Origin of the sequence: Pseudomonas sp. ZY71 (genome assembly GCF_036542145.1) — a bacterium.
Taxonomy (GTDB): Bacteria; Pseudomonadota; Gammaproteobacteria; order Pseudomonadales; family Pseudomonadaceae; genus Aquipseudomonas; species Aquipseudomonas koreensis_A.
The window spans coordinates 3697675-3715017 of sequence record NZ_CP144274.1 but is presented as its reverse complement, the minus strand read 5'-3'; the positions used below and the strand labels follow the sequence as shown (position 1 = coordinate 3715017).

The 17343-nt window shown below is 59.5% G+C and carries 18 protein-coding genes and 1 tRNA gene; 11 read left to right on the top strand and 8 right to left on the bottom strand.

Going from position 1 to position 17343, the window contains the following annotated elements:
• Window positions 1-55: 55 nt before the first annotated feature.
• Complete coding sequence (locus tag VY732_RS16480) at window positions 56-448, bottom strand: RidA family protein (RefSeq protein WP_331691186.1); 393 nt, start codon at window positions 446-448, stop codon at window positions 56-58.
• Between the two features lie 114 nt (window positions 449-562).
• Here VY732_RS16480 and VY732_RS16475 point away from each other — a divergent pair, with 114 nt between their 5' ends.
• Window positions 563-1489 (top strand): LysR family transcriptional regulator, encoded by a 927-nt coding sequence (locus VY732_RS16475; RefSeq protein ID WP_331691185.1) that lies wholly within the window; start codon window positions 563-565, stop codon window positions 1487-1489.
• Here the strand turns inward: VY732_RS16475 and VY732_RS16470 are convergent.
• Window positions 1467-2327, bottom strand: a complete 861-nt coding sequence (locus tag VY732_RS16470; protein WP_331691184.1) for a LysR substrate-binding domain-containing protein — start codon at window positions 2325-2327, stop codon at window positions 1467-1469. The two genes, VY732_RS16475 and VY732_RS16470, sit on opposite strands and share 23 nt — an antisense overlap.
• Before the next feature lie 111 nt (window positions 2328-2438).
• Between VY732_RS16470 and VY732_RS16465 the strand changes: the two genes are divergently transcribed.
• The 7 genes from VY732_RS16465 to VY732_RS16435 all read left to right on the top strand — a co-directional run bounded on the left by VY732_RS16465 (window position 2439) and on the right by VY732_RS16435 (window position 9314).
• Window positions 2439-3491 (top strand): agmatine deiminase family protein, encoded by a 1053-nt coding sequence (locus VY732_RS16465; protein WP_331691183.1) that lies wholly within the window; start codon window positions 2439-2441, stop codon window positions 3489-3491.
• 4 nt (window positions 3492-3495) lie between these two features.
• Window positions 3496-4404 carry an N-carbamoylputrescine amidase gene (gene aguB / locus VY732_RS16460; RefSeq protein WP_322843655.1) on the top strand — a complete coding sequence of 303 codons (909 nt, stop codon included), beginning with the start codon at window positions 3496-3498 and terminating at the stop codon, window positions 4402-4404.
• 1 nt (window position 4405) lies between these two features.
• A complete protein-coding gene (locus VY732_RS16455) occupies window positions 4406-5509 on the top strand; it encodes an extracellular solute-binding protein (RefSeq protein ID WP_331691182.1) in 1104 nt (367 codons plus the stop codon).
• 46 nt (window positions 5510-5555) lie between these two features.
• Entirely contained in the window at window positions 5556-6677 is a 1122-nt protein-coding gene (locus VY732_RS16450; RefSeq protein WP_331691181.1) for an agmatine deiminase family protein, read from the top strand.
• A gap of 50 nt (window positions 6678-6727) precedes the next feature.
• Window positions 6728-7753, top strand: a complete 1026-nt coding sequence (locus VY732_RS16445; RefSeq protein WP_331691180.1) for a GlxA family transcriptional regulator — start codon at window positions 6728-6730, stop codon at window positions 7751-7753.
• A gap of 719 nt (window positions 7754-8472) precedes the next feature.
• A complete protein-coding gene (locus VY732_RS16440) occupies window positions 8473-8838 on the top strand; it encodes a DUF6124 family protein (protein WP_095050669.1) in 366 nt (121 codons plus the stop codon).
• A 119-nt stretch (window positions 8839-8957) separates the two neighbouring features.
• Window positions 8958-9314 (top strand): DUF6124 family protein, encoded by a 357-nt coding sequence (locus VY732_RS16435; RefSeq protein ID WP_116032495.1) that lies wholly within the window; start codon window positions 8958-8960, stop codon window positions 9312-9314.
• Window positions 9315-9517: 203 nt separating this feature from the next.
• Here the strand turns inward: VY732_RS16435 and VY732_RS16430 are convergent, their stop codons facing one another.
• Window positions 9518-10546 (bottom strand): alpha/beta fold hydrolase, encoded by a 1029-nt coding sequence (locus tag VY732_RS16430; protein ID WP_331691179.1) that lies wholly within the window; start codon window positions 10544-10546, stop codon window positions 9518-9520.
• Between the two features lie 319 nt (window positions 10547-10865).
• Here VY732_RS16430 and VY732_RS16425 point away from each other — a divergent pair.
• Window positions 10866-10940 (top strand) — tRNA-Gln (locus VY732_RS16425).
• A 115-nt stretch (window positions 10941-11055) separates the two neighbouring features.
• Here the strand turns inward: VY732_RS16425 and VY732_RS16420 are convergent.
• From VY732_RS16420 to gstA, 3 genes are all read right to left on the bottom strand, one after another.
• Window positions 11056-13044 (bottom strand): peptidase U32 family protein, encoded by a 1989-nt coding sequence (locus VY732_RS16420; protein WP_331691178.1) that lies wholly within the window; start codon window positions 13042-13044, stop codon window positions 11056-11058.
• 212 nt (window positions 13045-13256) lie between these two features.
• Window positions 13257-13637, bottom strand: a complete 381-nt coding sequence (locus tag VY732_RS16415) for a RidA family protein (RefSeq protein ID WP_007919637.1) — start codon at window positions 13635-13637, stop codon at window positions 13257-13259.
• A gap of 99 nt (window positions 13638-13736) precedes the next feature.
• Window positions 13737-14348, bottom strand: coding sequence for a glutathione transferase GstA (gene gstA, locus VY732_RS16410; protein WP_331691177.1), 612 nt, complete (start codon window positions 14346-14348; stop codon window positions 13737-13739).
• Between the two features lie 109 nt (window positions 14349-14457).
• Here gstA and VY732_RS16405 point away from each other — a divergent pair, with 109 nt between their 5' ends.
• Window positions 14458-15357: a transcriptional regulator GcvA gene (locus VY732_RS16405; RefSeq protein ID WP_331691176.1), complete on the top strand. Its 900-nt coding sequence runs from the start codon at window positions 14458-14460 to the stop codon at window positions 15355-15357.
• A 123-nt stretch (window positions 15358-15480) separates the two neighbouring features.
• Window positions 15481-15894, top strand: coding sequence for a cupin domain-containing protein (locus VY732_RS16400; RefSeq protein ID WP_331691175.1), 414 nt, complete (start codon window positions 15481-15483; stop codon window positions 15892-15894).
• A gap of 9 nt (window positions 15895-15903) precedes the next feature.
• Here the strand turns inward: VY732_RS16400 and VY732_RS16395 are convergent, their stop codons facing one another.
• Both VY732_RS16395 and VY732_RS16390 read right to left on the bottom strand, forming a co-directional pair.
• Window positions 15904-16113 carry a hypothetical protein gene (locus tag VY732_RS16395; RefSeq protein ID WP_122597898.1) on the bottom strand — a complete coding sequence of 70 codons (210 nt, stop codon included), beginning with the start codon at window positions 16111-16113 and terminating at the stop codon, window positions 15904-15906.
• A complete protein-coding gene (locus tag VY732_RS16390; RefSeq protein WP_122597897.1) occupies window positions 16088-17299 on the bottom strand; it encodes an MFS transporter in 1212 nt (403 codons plus the stop codon). The genes VY732_RS16395 and VY732_RS16390 overlap by 26 nt, the downstream gene beginning before the upstream one ends.
• Between the last annotated feature and the right edge of the window lie 44 nt (window positions 17300-17343).

Below are 17343 nucleotides of genomic sequence, written 5' to 3'. Positions count from 1 at the left end.
CAGCATGCAAACAGACGACCTTTGAAATGGCAAACGAATGGGTGTGTCCGGATATTTACGGCAACCTGGCAATCACCTTGATCTCGAAATCAAACCCATACAGCCACGTCACGCCAACCGCCGTCACCGTCGGATGCGGCGCCTCGCCCCAGAACTCGGTCAGCACCACATCCCAGATCGTCTCGAATTTCGACGGGGGGTCAACGATGAATACGGTGACATCGACCACGTCATCGAAGCTGGCACCGGCCTCTGCAAGGATTGCATTGAGGTTAGTGAAAGCCTGACGCACCTGGTTTTTCAGATCCGGCTCTGGCGTGCCGTCGTCGGTGCTGCCGACCTGTCCCGAGACAAACAGAAAACCGTTGGAGCGAATGGCCGGCGAGTACCGATGGCGCTCATAGAGGGTGCGGCGTGCGGGTGGGAAAACAACATCGCGCTGAGTCATGGGGTGTCTCCTTCATTTGAGTTGATGGAGCCACTTTAGGTATTTGCAGGCGGGCGATAAACGCGCAAGCTTGGCGTTCACTGTTTGTGAAATCCAAACAATCGAGGGCGCACTTTGGACCGTTTTGACGCAATGCAGGCCTTTGCCCGGGTGGTCGAGGCGGGGAGTTTCACTAAAGCGGCGGAAACCTTGCACATGAGCAAGACTACCGTGACCCAACTGGTTCAGCAGTTGGAAGCACGGCTGCGGGTCAAATTGCTCAATCGCACCACGCGCAAGGTCAACGTCACCGCCGATGGAGCGGTTTATTACGAGCGAGTGATCAAGTTGCTGGCGGATATGGACGACGCCGAAACCAGCCTGCCCGGCGCGGCGGCATTGCCCAAGGGAAGACTGCGCGTAGACGTACCGAGTCCGCTGGCACGGCTGATTCTGGTGCCGGCCCTTCCTGAGTTCCACGCGCGTTACCCGGATATCCAGATCGACATGGGCGTCAGCGACCGTATCGTCGACATCATTGACGAGAACGTCGATTGCGTGGTGCGTGGCGGTGAACTGATGGACCTGTCGCTGATGGCGCGCAAGGTCGCCGACCTTGAGTTGGGTGTGTTCGCCGCGCCGCAATACCTCGCGCGCGCGGGTACGCCGGTGCATCCACGGGAGCTGGAAAACAGCCACCATCGCGTGGTCGGTTTCCTCTGGGCGCGCACCGGAAAACCGGTGCCGTATGCCTTGCACAACGCCAGTGAAAACCTGCAAATCAAAGGGCGCCACGTGCTCGCGGTCGACGATGGTAACGCCTACCTCGCGGCAGGTCTGGCGGGCTTGGGCGTGCTGTGGCTACCCAAGTACATGTCGAAAAACCATGAGGCGCGCGGCGAACTGGTGCCGCTGTTCGAGGACTGGCAACTCGAACCGATGCCGCTCTATGTGGCTTATCCGCCGAACCGGCATGTCAGCCTCAAACTGCGGGTGTTCATCGACTGGATTGTCGAGGTGATGGCGCAGCATGCACCGGTCATTGATCGGCCAGGTTATTGATCAGCCATTCACTGAAACTGCGCGCCAGCGGATCATGCTCACTGTCGCGGTGGGTCAACAGCGCCCAGTTCGGCCCGCGAATGGTGTTCTCGACCAAAGGTTGCAACAAGCCGTCAGCCCGCGCCTGACGGCTGAGCAGTTGACTGACCAGCGCAATGCCAAGCCCTGAACAGGCGGCGTCGAGCAGCAGCCCGGGATCGGAAAAATTCAATCCCTGATCCCGCTGACCGACGTCGATCCCGGCCTCGACCGCCCAATGACTCCAGTCCATTTCGCGCTCGCCATGCAAGGTGGTGCGCTCTGCTTGAGCGACTTGGAGCAGGCGCGGATGGCACGCCGGAAAGAGTCGGTCGGCGTGCAGCACGTTGAAGCTGCATTCGGCCTGTGAACTGATGTCGTCGCGCACCGCCAGATCGATGGTCTGAGTGGCCATGTCTGGCACTTCATCGGTGCTGTAAATCCACAGATCGACCTCCGGATGCTGTGTGCGAAAATCCGCCAAGCGTGGCAGCAACCAATGCCGGGCAAACGCCGGGGTGGTGTTGAGCACCAGTTGATTGGGTTTCTGATACTGGCCCAGACGCCGAATCCCCACCGCCAGTTGCTGCAGCATCGCTTGCGTGGTGCTGAGCAAATCGTGGCCGGCATCGGTCAACGCCACGCTGCGACCGCTGCGGAAGAACAGCGGCTGTTCCAGATAGGCCTCAAGGCTGCGGATCTGCTGACTGATCGCCGACTGCGTGAGGCTCAACTCCTCGGCAGCCTTGTGAAAACTGCCGAGCCGGGCGGCGGCTTCGAAGCCACGCAGAGAGCTGAGCGGCGGCCAGTGTTTAAGCATATCGATAAGCTCCTCTAATCAGTTATCCGCAAAATCCATCGTTTGTTTGCCGTTTTTATGGGTCGTAGCATAAGCCTATTGAACACAACGGCTTAACTAACGAGGCTTATCATGCAGCACAACGACAATAAAAACAGCGCCTGGATGATGCCGGCAGAGTGGGTAACTCACGCCGCGACGTGGATGGTCTGGCCGCACAACCAGACGTTGTGGGAGTCCGGTTGGCGCGTGACGCTGGCGCAGGTGCAGGAAGATTTCGCTCGCGTCGCCAACGCCATCGCCCGTTTCGAACCGGTGAAACTGGTGGTCGACCCATCGGCCATCGCCAGCGCCAAGGCATTGTGCGGGCCGAACATTGAATTGATCCCGCTGGCAGTGAATGACAGTTGGTGCCGTGACTCCGGCCCGACCTTTGTCTGCCATCCACAGCAAGGGCTGGCCGGTGTGAGCTGGCGCTTCAACGCCTGGGGCGGCAAATCGGCGCATGATCTGGACGAAAGTCTGGCGCGCCGCGCGCTCAATCACCTCGGCCTGGAATGCTTCGGCACGCCGCTGAGCAACGAGGGCGGGGCGATTCATGTCGACGGTGAAGGCACGCTGATCACCACTGAATCGGTGTTGCTCAACCCCAATCGCAACCCCGGCATGAGCAAAGGCGAGATGGAAGAGATCTTCAGCCGCTTGCTCGGCGTGAAGAAAACCGTCTGGTTGCCGGGCGATCCGGATTACGTCACTGGCGATATGACCGATGGCCACGTCGATGGTGTCTGCGCCTTCGCCCGTCCGGGTGTGCTGCTGGTTGACGCCACCCACGACAAGTCGTCGGTCTACGCCGAAGTAGCCCGAGAAAACCGCCGAGCACTGGAACTGGCCACCGATGCGCAGGGACGCAAATTCGAACTGATCGAACTGTTCGAAGCCTCCGATGCGGTCGACACCGAAGCCGAAGTGTTCTGCGCCTCGTACACCAATTTCTACATCGCCAACGGCGCGATCATCATGCCGGCGTATGGCATCGAGGCTGACAACGTCGCCGCCAAAGTGCTGGAGCAAGCCTTCCCCGGCCGCGAAGTGGTGCCGGTGCGGATCAATCATTTGGCCCATGGCGGCGGCGGGGTGCATTGCATCACGCAGCAGCAGCCAGCCTGGCCGCTGAGAGGTTGAACGCATGAGCATTCTGACCATCGCGACCACCCAGATGCCGTGCACCTGGGATTTACCCGGCAACCTTGATCGCGCCGAGCAACTCGTCCGTGACGCAGCGCAGCAGGGCGCGCAAGTGATCCTGTTGCAGGAGCTCTTCGCCACTCCGTACTTCTGCATCGAACAAAGCCATAAACACATGGCGTTGGCCGAGGAATATCGCGACAGCCGTGTGCTCGCGCGCTTCGCCGCGCTGGCCCGCGAGTTGGGTGTGGTATTGCCGCTGAGCTGGTTCGAAAAGGCCGGCAACGCCTACTTCAATTCGCTGAGTGTGGCCGATGCTGACGGGCGCCTGTTGGGTGTGTATCGCAAGACCCATATTCCCAACGCCATCGGCTATCAGGAGAAGGAATATTTCAGCCCCGGCGACACCGGTTTCAAAGTCTGGGACACCGCGTTCGGCCGTCTCGGCGTGGGTATCTGCTGGGATCAGTGGTTCCCGGAAACCGCCCGTTGCCTGGCGCTGATGGGCGCTGAAGTACTGCTGTACCCGACGGCGATCGGCTCGGAACCAGGCTGCGCGGCGCTGGATTCCCGCGATCACTGGCAGATGACCATGCGCGGCCATGCCGCTGCCAATCTGCTGCCGGTGGTGGCATCGAATCGGGTCGGTCGAGAAACCGCGACCACCGATTCGAACCTGCAAATGAGCTTCTACGGTTCGTCGTTCATCAGCGATCACAAGGGCCAACTGCTCGCCAACGCTGACCGCGACAGCAGCGGTGTGCTGGTGCAGCGTCTCGATCTGGCGGCGATGCGCGAAGAGCGTTTGAGCTGGGGCATCTATCGCGATCGTCGGCCTGACATGTACGGGCCGTTGCTCAGTCAGGACGGTCGCCACCTTCATGCACGCTGGAACACCCAAGGGGTTTGACATGGCTACCCATCACAAACGCTTGCGCGGCGCGATCGGCCTGGCGCTGATCTGCTTGATGCCGTCGCTGCACGCCGAAGACAAAACCCTGCGGCTGTACAACTGGGCGGATTATTTTGCCGAAGACACCTTGAGTCGCTTCACCGCCGAAACCGGGATCAAGGTGATCTACGACGTCATGGACGGCAGCGAAACACTGGAGGCGAAGATGCTCTCCGGCGGCAGCGGTTATGACCTGATCTTTCCCGGCGACACCGTCGCCGAGCGCTTGATGCGCGCCGGCAGCCTGATGCCGCTGGATCAAACGAAGCTGACCGAGCTGGCCGACATCGAACCCGGTTTGCAGCAGCTGCGCGGCCATTACGAGCACTCCAGCAAAGCCACGGTGCCTTACACCTGGGGCACCATCGGCCTGACCTACAACGAAGAACAGATCAAACAGCGCATGGCCGATGCGCCGGTGAACAGCCTCGACATGTTGTTCAAACCGGAGCTGGCGGCGAAGTTTGCCGATTGCGGCATCTCGATGATCGACTCGCCAGACGAAGCCTTGGCGGTGGTGCTCAATTACCTCGGTCGCGATCCGCGCAGCGGCAAAGCCGAGGATCTGGCCGCCGCCAGTGAACTGCTGATGAAGCTGCGTCCGTACATCCGCAAGTTCCAGTCGCAACCGGTGACCGATCTGGTCAACGGCAACCTGTGCCTGTCACTCGGCTACAGCGGCGACATGACCCAGGCCCAGCGCACTTCGGACAGTGCCGGTAAGCAAACGAAGTTTCAGTACCGCGTACCGCGCGAAGGCACCACGGTGTGGATGGACACCATGGCCATTCCGGTTGACGCCAAACACCCGGAATACGCCTACGCGTTCATCAACTTCGTCATGCGCCCGCAGAACATGGCAGCGATCAGCAATTTCACCGGTTACCCGACTTCCAACGCCAAGGCGCGGGCGAGTGTTGATGAAAGCATGCGCGACAACCCGGATATCTACCTCGACGAGGCGACCTATGCTCGATTGATTCCGGGCAAGGATATTCCTCAGGCCGACATGCGCGCGCGCATGCGCACCTGGACCAAATTCAAGACTGCCACTGGCCAATGATCAATGGCCGGCGCGTTCGCCGGCCCTTATTTACAGGAATAGCAAGATGTCGACTCGTCGTGAGTTCATCAAACAAGTCACGGTCGCCGCCGCTGTCAGCGCTGCGGTGACAGGCCTGGGCCTTTCGCCGGGCAAAGTCCTCGCCGCCGCGCAGGGCCGCTGGTTCATGCCCGACGAAGGCGATAAACATGAGCGCGCCTACATCGCCTTCGGCGCGCAGGATGCGATCTGGGAAGACTTCACCGAAGACGTCCAGGAAGCCCTCGGCCGCATTGCCCGCGCCATCGCCCGGTTTGAACCGGTCACCGTGTTCTGCCGCAAGAACGAACGCAGCATCGCCGAAGAATTCTGCGGTACGCGCAATATCACTTACGTCACCGCCGGGCTGGATGACATCTGGATGCGCGACATCGGCGCCAACTTCGTCATCGACGACAAGGGCGGCCTCGGCGCGGTGGACTTCAACTTCAACGGTTGGGGTGGCAAACAGCAGCACAGTAAAGACTCGAAGATCGCCGCACTGGTCGCCGACGACGCGCAAGCCACGTATATCCGCACCGATCTGGTGGGCGAGGGCGGTGGCATCGAGGTCGACGGTCACGGCACCGGGATCATGACCGAGAGCAGCTGGATCAACAGCAACCGCAATCCGGACTGGAGCAAGGCCGATGTCGAAGCCGAACTGAAGGAACGCCTGGGCCTGCGCAAAATCATCTGGCTGCCGGGGATCAAAGGCAAGGACATCACCGATGCTCACGTCGATTTCTACGCACGCTTTATCAAGCCCGGCGTGGTCATCGCCAACCTCGACACCGACCCTCAATCCTACGATCACAAGGTCACCCTGGCGCACCTGGAAATCCTCAAGAACGCCACCGACGCTGATGGCCGCAAATTGCAGATCCACACGATGTCGCCGCCGCTGAAACCGCGCAAAAGCAAGTTCAACAAGGACAACCCGGACTTTGCCGCCGGTTACATCAATTACTTCGTCATCAACGGCGCGATCATCGCCCCGGAATTTGGCGATAAAGCGGCGGACAAGAAGGCTTTCGATCTGTTGTCGCAACTGTATCCGGATCGCGAAATCGTCCAGCTCAACATCGATGCCATTGCCGCTGGCGGGGGCGGAATTCACTGCGTGACCAGCCATCAACCACAGGCGTGATTGACTCTTTGGCGGATCAAGCCAACTATCGGCGCACAACAACATGACCGATGGACCCGAACTTGATCGAACGACGCCAATTCAGCGGAGGCATGAAGGGGAAAAACCTCCGCTATCTGAATGAGCAAAGCGCGGAAGACCCGCGCTTGACCCGCACCGGTTTTCTGCTGCTCGAACATTTTTCGCTACCGGCGTTTACCCAAGCGCTGGACACCGTTGTCACTACTAATCTGCTGCGTCCGGGGCTGTTTTCCTCGCGCACGTTTGGTTTGGGCGACGGCGAAGTCATCAGTGATCTGGGCCTGGTGATCCGCCCCGATGCACGTCTGGATTCGGCCGCGCTTCAGCAGCTGGATCTGCTGGTGGTGTGTGGCGGTTATCGCACCGAACTGCGCGCAAGTGATGAGTTTATCGGCTTGCTCAGATCGGCAGCAGAGCGCGGCATCTCACTCGCCGGGTTGTGGAATGGCTCGTGGTTTCTTGGCCGCGCCGGGCTGCTCGACGGCTATCGCTGCGCGATCCACCCGGAACATCGCCCGGCACTCACCGAAATCGCTAAAACCACCCATGTCAGCAGCGAGCCTTACGTGATCGACCGCGACCGGCTCACGGCATCGAGTCCGTCCGGCGCTTTCCACATGGCATTGGACTGGATCAAGAGCCTGCACGGTAAAGCCCTGGTCGAAGGGATCGAAGACATCCTCGCCTTCGAGGAATCGCGCTACCGGCGGATCAAACCAGACGAGAACATCTGCGTCAGTGCGCCGTTGCGTGAAGTGGTGAAACTGATGGATGCCAATCTGGAGGAACCGCTGGAACTGGAGCAACTGGCGGTGTACGCCGGGCGATCACGTCGGCAGTTGGAGCGCTTGTTCAAGGAACAACTGGGCACCACGCCGCAGCGCTATTACCTGGAACTGCGCATCACTGAAGCGCGACGGTTGTTGCAGCACACTGAGCTTTCGCAGGTGGAAGTGCTGGTCGCGTGCGGCTTCGTCTCGCCGAGTCATTTCAGCAAATGCTACAGCTCATATTTCGGCTACAGACCTTCCAAAGAAAAACGCCTGGTCAAATAACCCAAGCCGTCACCCACCTGAATTCACATCGGTATCCCACGTCGGCGTACCTCCCCCAAACACCCCGGTCAGTTCCCTCTACTTCGAGGAGAGGGCCAAGGTAAGGGAACTTGTAGGCGGCACCAACCGCTTCGTCACCAGAGTTCGACGCGATATCCCACGTCGGCGTACCTCCCCCAAACACCCCGGTCAGTTCCCTCTACTTCGAGGAGAGGGCCAAGGTAAGGGAACTTGTAGGCGGCACCAACCGCTTCCTCACCAGAGTTCGACGCGATATCCCACGTCGGCGTACCTCTCCCAAACACCACGGTCAGTCCCCTCTCCCTCGGGGAGAGGGCTAGGGTGAGGGGCTTTTAAACGCCATCACCCACACACGTTTAACTTACACGCACTGTTACGCCATAACGGCTACAACACCTTGCGCCGTTGCCTACGCGTACGCCAGAATCCGCCGGCTTACGCGCCTTGAGGCGGGCTGTATCGTTTCCCTGTCACTGCAAAACAGTGATCGGGTTTGGTAGCCCGTTTTCTAAGCGTTATGCGCCGCTATATGCAGTCTCTTTTCGGGGCTCGGTTTTATATGGTGGCCATGCGTGGGGCTCCTTCGGGAGCGCCGGGGTTTACTCGCTTAGACCGGTCTACCAACCTGCGCAATGGTCACCACCTCGTTTGGTAGCGTGAGTGATGGCTCCTTATTTTTTGCTAAGCGAGTGTCATCTATGTTCAAAATTACGCCAAACCCGCCAGAAACCGATCCAATCCCCTACGACGCCGCGCTCGAACCTCAAAACATCAAAGAGGCCACCGACCGCGCGATCAACTTCTACCTCAATCCTTCCGCGCTGAAGACTTCAATCCCCACCCGCAAGACCGGCAAGATCTACCTCATCGACCCCACAGTGGATAACGAAACCCTGCTCGTCGAAGCCACTGAAACCTTGTCCTCCGCCACTGACATGGCCCGCGATCTAGCCGATTCAATTGACCCTTCACAGCGCAAAAAGATGCTGATCCTGCAACAGGTGATCATGCTCAGTGAGTTGGTAGTCGGCCGAGTCCTGGATAACCAGCGCTTGCCGCACTAATCGCGATGCAGATGGGTGAGGGGGCGTGCCCCCTCATTTGCACAGAAGCGTCCGTGCTCGCGGCGCTTCACGCCTTCTATCAAAGAGCCGTCAACGGTTCTTGTCTGGAGTTTCAGCTGATGTCTCAGCCACCCGAACCACCGGTCACAGACCTGGTATCGCCGTACGCCTCGCCCAATTCAAGAAAGCTGCACGAAGCGGCAGAGCGTGCGCTCGACCATTACCTGTTGCCTGCCGCGATCATGGCCACGCCCTATACGCCCAACGCTCTGTTCATGGCCAACCCGCAAGCCGACACCGAGGCGTTGCTGACCAATGCTTGCGGATCCCTGGCGTCCGCCTCGGTGATGCTCGGTAATTTTGCCGGGGTGCTGGAGGGCGCAAACCGTCATACGCTTCTGGGTATTGCGCAAGTGGTCATGTTGGGGGAGTTGGCGGTCAACAAGGCGTTGGATCTGGTTGTGCCAACCGAGTGATCGTGCACGTTAGTTGGGATTGAGGGTGTCTGGTCGGGCGTGATCGCGAGCAGGCTCACTCCTACAAGGGGAACGCATTTCAAATGTAGGAGTGAGCCTGCTCGCGATGGCGTCCTTTCAGGCAAAGCATCTGCAAAAAGTGACCATCCCTCCACCCTCAAATAATCAAGCAGTCAGCCATTGCGGCTGACTGCTTTTTTTTTCTACAGGTGATCGGCGTCGATCACGGCTTTGGCAAACGCCTGCGGATCTTCCTGCGGCAGGTTGTGCCCGATCCCGCCATTGATCAAGCGGAACTGATATTTGCCGGTAAAGCGCTTGGCGTAATCTTCCGGCGCCGGGTGCGGCGCACCGTTGGCATCGCCTTCAAGGGTAATGGTCGGCACGCTGATCGGCGGCGCGGTGGCGAGTTTCTGTTCCAGCGCTGCGTATTTCGCCTCGCCCTGAACCAGGCCCAACCGCCAGCGGTAATTGAACACGGTGATGTCGACATGATCCGGGTTCTGCAGCGCCTTGGCGCTGCGGTCGAACGTGGCGTCATCAAACTTCCATTGCGGCGAAGCGGTTTGCCAGATCAGCTTGGCGAAATCATGAGTATTCTTCTCGTAACCGGCGCGGCCACGGTCCGTCGCGAAGTAGAACTGGTACCACCACTGCAACTCAGCCTTGGGCGGCAGCGGGTTTTGCCCGGCGGCCTGATTGCCGATCAGATAACCGCTGACCGACACCAGCGCTTTCACACGTTCCGGCCACAACGCCGAAACGATGTCCGCCGACCGTGCGCCCCAGTCATAACCGCCGAGTACCGCTTGCTTGATCTTCAACGCGTCCATGAAGTCGATGACATCACTCGCCAGCGCCGCCGGTTGGCCGTTGCGCAGGGTGTCTTTGGAGAGGAACTGCGTATCGCCATAACCCCGCGCATACGGCATCAACACCCGATAACCCTTGGCCGCGAGCAACGGCGCGACGTCGTCGTAGCTGTGAATGTCGTAGGGCCAGCCGTGCAGCAGGATCACCACCGGGCCATTCGCCGGGCCGGTTTCGGCGTAGGCGACGTCGAGCACGCCAGCCTTCACATGTTTCAGCGGGCCGAAGGGCGAGGGCGCGGAATAACTGGCGGCCGCAGGCTCATTGGTTTGCGCTTGAGTAGTGCCAAAAGCGCCGAACAACGACAAAGCCAGAATCGACAAGCCGAATGCGGTGTTGCGGGTGTGCAGTGCCTTTTTCATGATGACGTCTCCTTTGCGAACTGTTGGCCGAGGGGGCTTGGTGAACCCTTGAAACCTTGAGTGCATTTGAGCGTCGGGACGTATCTGGCCTGTGTCGTAAAACGGCTTTGTTGAAAGTCGATGTGTCGCGGTGGGGTTCGTACACAGTGTGATACACAGCGGATAAACCGACCCACCCTGGACCCGATTCAGGCCAAAATAATAAGTCGCTGTTTTAAAACAAAAAATATTTCACTTCGCGCTTCCCAAAGTAAAAAAACCTTGGTAAATTGCGCCCCGTTCTCACAGCGAACCTAACGAAGTAGCTGGAAAGAGCAGTAGGGGCGTCGCCAAGCGGTAAGGCAGCAGGTTTTGATCCTGCCATGCGTTGGTTCGAATCCAGCCGCCCCTGCCATATTCGAAAAAAACGCCAACTTCGCAAGAAGTTGGCGTTTTTTTATGCCTGCGATTTGGTGTATTCGCAGAAGGGCGGGCGAGTACGGCGCCGAAGCACCGTACTCGCCAACCACTCAATGCGGTGCGCGCGGGATGGTTTTCATCAGGTCTTCGGGGCTGATGTGGCCGACCACGCTGCCCGGTTGCGGCAGGTTGAGGATGTGGCCTTTCATCTTGCCGATGATGTGCATCTCGCACGGCTTGCAATCGAACTTCAGCGTCAGCACTTCATCGCCGTGGATCAACTGCATCGGCGCGACTTTGGTGCGCACGCCGGTCACGCCTTTCGCCTGTTTCGGGCACAGGTTGAAGGAGAAACGCAGGCAGTGCTTGGTGATCATCACCGGCACTTCGCCCGGCTCTTCGTGAGCTTCATACGCGGCGTCGATCAGCTTGACGCCGTGACGGTGGTAGAAGTCGCGCGCCTTCTGGTTGTAGACGTTGGCGAGGAAGGTCAGGTGCGAATCCGGGTACACCGGCGGCGGGCTGGTTTCAGCTTTACGGCCGCCTCGTGGATGAGCGGCGACACGGGCGGCGGTCAGGTTCTCGATCACTTCACGGCGCAGGGCTTTGAGCTGCGAGTTGGGGATGAAGAACGCCTGTGGCGCATCCAGTTTGATGTCGGTGGCGTGGTACTGCGTGGTGCCGAGCTGGCCGAGCAGATCGCGCAACTGTTCCAGCGCTTGCTCAGGTTTGTTGGCGACACCGAATGGACCGGGCAGGGTGACGCTGGCGCTGATGCCTTCTTCGCTGGTAGCGGTGACTTCCAGTTGTTCTTCACGCAGACGTGCGACCCAGCTCAAAGCCACGCGACGTTCGGAAGAAGTCTTCTGCAGCGCCTGTTGCCAGTTGTGATCGAGGTTGCGATTCAACGGATGGTTCGGGCGCAGCTTGTACAGACCTTCGGGCATTTCGTTCGGCTCGACGCGATAGCGGTAGCGCTTCTCGCCGTCCTCTTCGAACTCGCCTTTGGCTTCGGCGATGTTGGCGCGGAAACCGACCACTTCGCGCTTGACCAACACGTTCAAGCCATCGCCGTTGGACAGCGGCTCCTGGGTGACGACCTGGATGTCGCGTTTGCCGACTTTCTCGACGGTGCCCACTGGCAGACCGGTGAAGGTCGGCGAGTCGAAAGCGCCGATGTCGATCTTGCGATCGGTGACGAAGTAGTCGGTGCTGCCACGGTGGAAGGTTTTTTCCGGATCAGGCAGGAAGAAGTGCGCGGTGCGGCCGCTGGAAGCGCGGGCCAGGTCCGGACGGTCTTCGAGTACGTCGTCGAGGCGCTGGCGGTAATAGGCGGTGATGTTCTTCACATAACCCATGTCCTTGTAGCGACCTTCGATCTTGAACGAACGCACACCGGCTTCAACCAATGCGCGGATGTTGGCGCTCTGGTTGTTGTCTTTCATCGACAGCAGGTGTTTTTCGTAGGCGATCACGCCACCCTTTTCATCTTTGAGGGTGTACGGCAAGCGGCAGGCCTGCGAGCAGTCGCCACGGTTGGCGCTGCGCCCGGTCTGCGCGTGAGAAATGTTGCACTGACCGGAGAAGGCCACGCACAACGCACCATGGATGAAGAATTCGATGGCAGCGTCGGTTTCGTCGGCGATCGCGCGGATTTCCTGCAGGTTCAGCTCACGGGCCAATACCAGTTGCGAGAAACCGGCCTGATCGAGGAACTTCGCTCGCTCAAGGGTGCGGATGTCGGTCTGGGTCGAGGCGTGCAGCTCGATCGGCGGAATGTCCAGCTCCATCACGCCCAGATCCTGAACGATCAGCGCGTCGACACCAGCGTCGTACAACTGATGGATCAGCTTGCGCGCCGGCTCCAGTTCGTTGTCGTGCAGGATGGTGTTGATGGTGGTGAAAATGCGCGCGTGATACTTGCGGGCAAATTCCACCAGTTCAGCGATTTCGCCAACTTCGTTGCAGGCGTTGTGGCGCGCGCCGAAGCTCGGGCCGCCGATGTACACGGCGTCGGCGCCGTGCAGGATCGCCTCACGGGCGATGGCGACATCGCGGGCAGGGCTGAGCAATTCCAGATGATGCTTGGGCAAGGACATAGTTTTTTTAGTCAGGCTGTCACGGTTAGGCGCGCATTCTACCCGTGAAACGCGCGCCCGGCACGCCCGTGCTGCCCGATGGCAGCTGACACCGCGCAACCCCCGGTGGGAGCGAGCCTGCTCGCGAAGGGGCCAGCACATTCAGCATCAATGTCGGCTGAACGGAAGCCTTCGCGAGCAGGCTCGCTCCCACAGGGCTTGGCGGTGTGAAGTCAGGCCTTGGCGGCCATCGCCGTAACTTCCACGCGCATGCCTTCAACCGCCAGCGACGCCACACCCACCGCCGCACGCACCGGCCATGGCTTGGCGAAGTAGCGCTTGTACACCTCGTTGAATGCCGCGCGATCCGCCATGTCGGTCAGGTAGATGGTCAGGTGCATGACCCGGTCCATCGAGCTGCCGGCGCGTTCCAGCGCAACTTTCAACGCTTGCAGGGTGCATTCGCTTTGCAGGGTGATATCGCCCAGTTCCAGGCTGCCGTCGGCACGGGTCGGGATTTGCGTGGACATCATGATCCCGTTGAACGTGGTGACGTCCGAGGAAATCGAGTCTGCGTCCGGATCGGGGGTAAAGGTGATGTCTTGGTTAGCCATGCGGATCCCTTGTCTGAGCGAGTAAATCGCGCCAGTTTACAGATTCACGGCTAACGGACAAATGATCAGCCGCCACCGCAGTGAAAGCGTAGAGGGCGATCAAACCGGTTGCGTCGCCGCTTCTGCCGCGATCGCCGCAAGGACGCTGGGGCGGGCGGCGACCCGCCGGGAGTGGGCGGCCAGCGACGGCCAGTCCTGCAGGTCGATATTGAAGTTGGGCAGCCACGTCAGCACGGTAAACAGGTAGACATCGGCGACACCGAACGTGCCCAGCAAATAGTCCTGATCGACCAGTTTGCGGTTCAGGTAGTCGAGGCGCTTGAACAGTTTGTGGGTGAAAATCGCTTTGGTCGCCTGTGGAATCTGCGCATCGAACAGCGGTGCGCAGCCGCCGTGAATCTCCGTGCTGATGAAATTCAGATCCTCCTGCAACCGTGTCCGCTCCCAACTGCCAAGTGCCGGCGCCAGTGCGCTTTCGGGGACCTGATCGGCGAGGTACTGCAAGATCGCCGGGCCTTCTGTCAGCACTTCGCCGTTATCCAGAACCAGCGCGGCTACGTAGCCCTTTGGATTGATCTTGCGAAAGTCGCGGCCGTCGGCGGTGCGTTTGCTCTGGTTATTGACGCGAACCAGTTCAAACGGCAAACCCAGTTCCCGCAGGACAATGTGCGGGGAGAGCGAGCAGGTCATGGGGGCGAAATACAGCTTCATGGCACTTCCTTGGAGAGAGAAGGCGCCAGATTCCATTGCCGTGGTGGCTTTCGCAAAGGTCATTTCGGGTGTTAGCGTATGACAAAATCTCATGAGCAATCATCATCCCATGTCCGTCCGACTTCCTTCACTTAATGGATTGCGTGCTTTTGAAGCGGTCGCTCGGCACATGAGCTTTACCAAGGCAGCTGAAGAACTCAACGTCACCCAGACTGCCGTCAGTCACCAGATTCGCCGACTCGAAGCGGAGTTAGGCGTGCCTCTGTTTTTGCGGCTCAATGATGGTCTGGCACTGAGTGAGGACGGGCAGGCTTACTTGCCCGGTATTCGGGCGGCGTTTCATGAATTGCGTTACTCGACTGAACAGTTGCTCGAATCGCGCGATAAAAGCGTACTGACCATCAGCACCTTGGTGTCCTTTGCGTCGAAGTGGCTGTTGCCGCGTTTGCCGTCCTTTCAGCAGGCGTTTCCTGCTATCGATGTGCGCATCAGCGCGTCCACTGAGCGGGTCGACTTTCGCAAAGACGCGATTGATGCGGCGATTCGTTACGGACGTGGTGACTGGAAAGGGCTGCGTGCCGATTTTTTGATGTCCGATGAGGTCTTTCCGGTGTGCAGTCCTGCACTGGCGAAGACGTTGTGCGCACCGGCGGATCTGGCCAATCACACGTTACTGCAAGTCAGCGGCGTGACGGCCGGTGACTGGAGCGCCTGGCTACGCGCAGCGGGCCAACCGCTACAACTCGCAGAAGGTCCGCGCATGACCTTCGACCTGGCGATGATGGCGGTACAGGCCGCTGTTGACGGACAGGGCGTGTGCATTGGCCGTTCGACCTATGTCGAGGACGATTTGCGGGCCGGGCGCTTGGTCGCACCCTTTGGTCTGCGTTTGAAAGATGAACTGGGCTTCTATCTGGTGACGCCCCGTGAAACGGCGGAATCGAAAAAAATCGTGGCGTTCAGGGCATGGCTGTTGGCACTGTCACCCGGTAAAGACACCTTTGTATAAGCGTGTATCAAGCTGTCGCGCAGACACACGCGCACAATAAACCCGGGTTTTATGACACATCAGCCATACACGCGACTTTCAAAGTAGCGGTCACACCACCACTGCGTTTGAGAGGGCAACATCATGCATCGTCCATTGTTACTGGCCAGCGCTGCGCTACTCGCTTCAATGATCGGCATCGTCCACGCGGCTGACGCACCGGCCAAGAGCTGGCAACAAGGCTTGAGCCGCACGGACCTGGTTCGCCAGGATCTCGGGGCCGCCGAGCGCGAGGTGATTCAGGCGCGCGTCGATTTCGAACCGGGCGTGACTTCGCCAAGACACGCGCATCCCGGTGTTGAGGTCGCGTATGTGATCAGCGGTACTTTCGAATATCAACTGGAGGGCAGGGCGCCGGTGACGTTGAAGGCGGGGGATTCGTTGTTTATCCCGGAAGGGGTGGCGCATGTTGCGAAGAATGTTGGCGCAGACAAAGGCTCGGAGTTGGCGACTTACATCGTCAAAAAGGGCGAGCCGGTGCTGATTCTCAAACCGTAGGCTCGCGATTCAATGGAGCGTCGCCGCTCGGCGACTCTCGCCAATCCTGATGCGGTCGAGCGCCCGGTTCAACGCATCGAGGGCATCGAGCAGCGCTTTGGCCTCGGCTTCCCGGCCTTCGCCCCACAAGCGCTCGGCCATTTTGTTCAGGGCCTGGATCGAGCGCTCGATGTCTGCGGCGGTTGCGCGCTCTTTAGGGGCCGGTGGTTTCTTCGGCATTCAGGGTTCCTCTGCTGACGGCAAACCACCATACCGCTGCGGCGCCCAACAGCATAGTCAGCACGGCCAGAATCAGGATCACTCCTTGCGTACCCAGGCTTGAGGCCAGCAGCGCCACCAGCAACCCCGCCAAAGGTTGCGAGAGATTATTGAGCAACGTGATCACGCCCACGGTCTTGCCGAAGTCCTTGGCCGGAATCACCCGCTGACGGATGCTGCGCATGTAGATGTTGAACATCTTGTCGAAGCCGACGATCAGCAGGAAACCCACCACATAGCCAGTCAGGTTCGGGCTCAGTGCACTGATGAGGGCGCCAGCGGCGATCATCGAGTAAGCGAGCCCACCCAGTAACCGCTGCGGGATTTCAACCCGGGCGAGGAAGAACAGAATCACGATGGTGGTGACCGCGCCGGCAGCCTGCAGTCCGGCATACGCATCTTTGCCGGCGCTGTACTCGCCGATCACCATCGCCGCTGACGTCGCCAGAGTGACGCCGACGATCAGGTTGACCCCGACCGCCAGCAGGATGATTTTCTTCAGTTCCGCCAGTTCACGTATATGGCCGAACGCGATACGCAGCGGTTGCAGCCAGATGTCTTGATGCTGCTCGAACACTTCCAAAGTGATACGGCTGAGGCGTTGCCATACCAGCATGCTCAGGTCCGCCAGCAGGAACAGCCCGGCGACCCACAGGACCACCCAATGCCACGCCCAGATTTCCAGCAGCAGCGCAGCCACCAGTGGCCCGAGCACCAGCCCGGTCTGATCGGCGATCTGCGAATAGGACAAGGTCTTGGTGTAGCTGTAGTGTTGGAAAATGTGTGGCATCAGCACCTCGCGGGCCATGATGCCCTGGGTGGTCAGCACGCCACATAGCGCTGACAGCACGACGACCCAGGCGATACCGCCGAAGAGGGCAAACATTGCCACCGCGATCAGGCAGAGCAGTGCTCGGTAAACCTGGCTGATGTGCAGAATCCTGATCGGCGAAAACTTGTCACACAAGGCTCCGCACAGCGGAAACGCGAGAAAGCGCGGCAGCGATTCGACGAAAAACGCCAGACCTGCCCAAGAGGCGCTGTTGGTGGTCTGGAACACCACCAAGGGCACGATGAACAGCAGGATTTGATCCGCCAGCCGCGACAGAAACAGCGAGGTGAAAAAAGCCAGGTAGTCCTTGCGCAAAGTAAGCTCCTTGTTGTTGACGGTCTGGCCGCATGGCCAGCCGT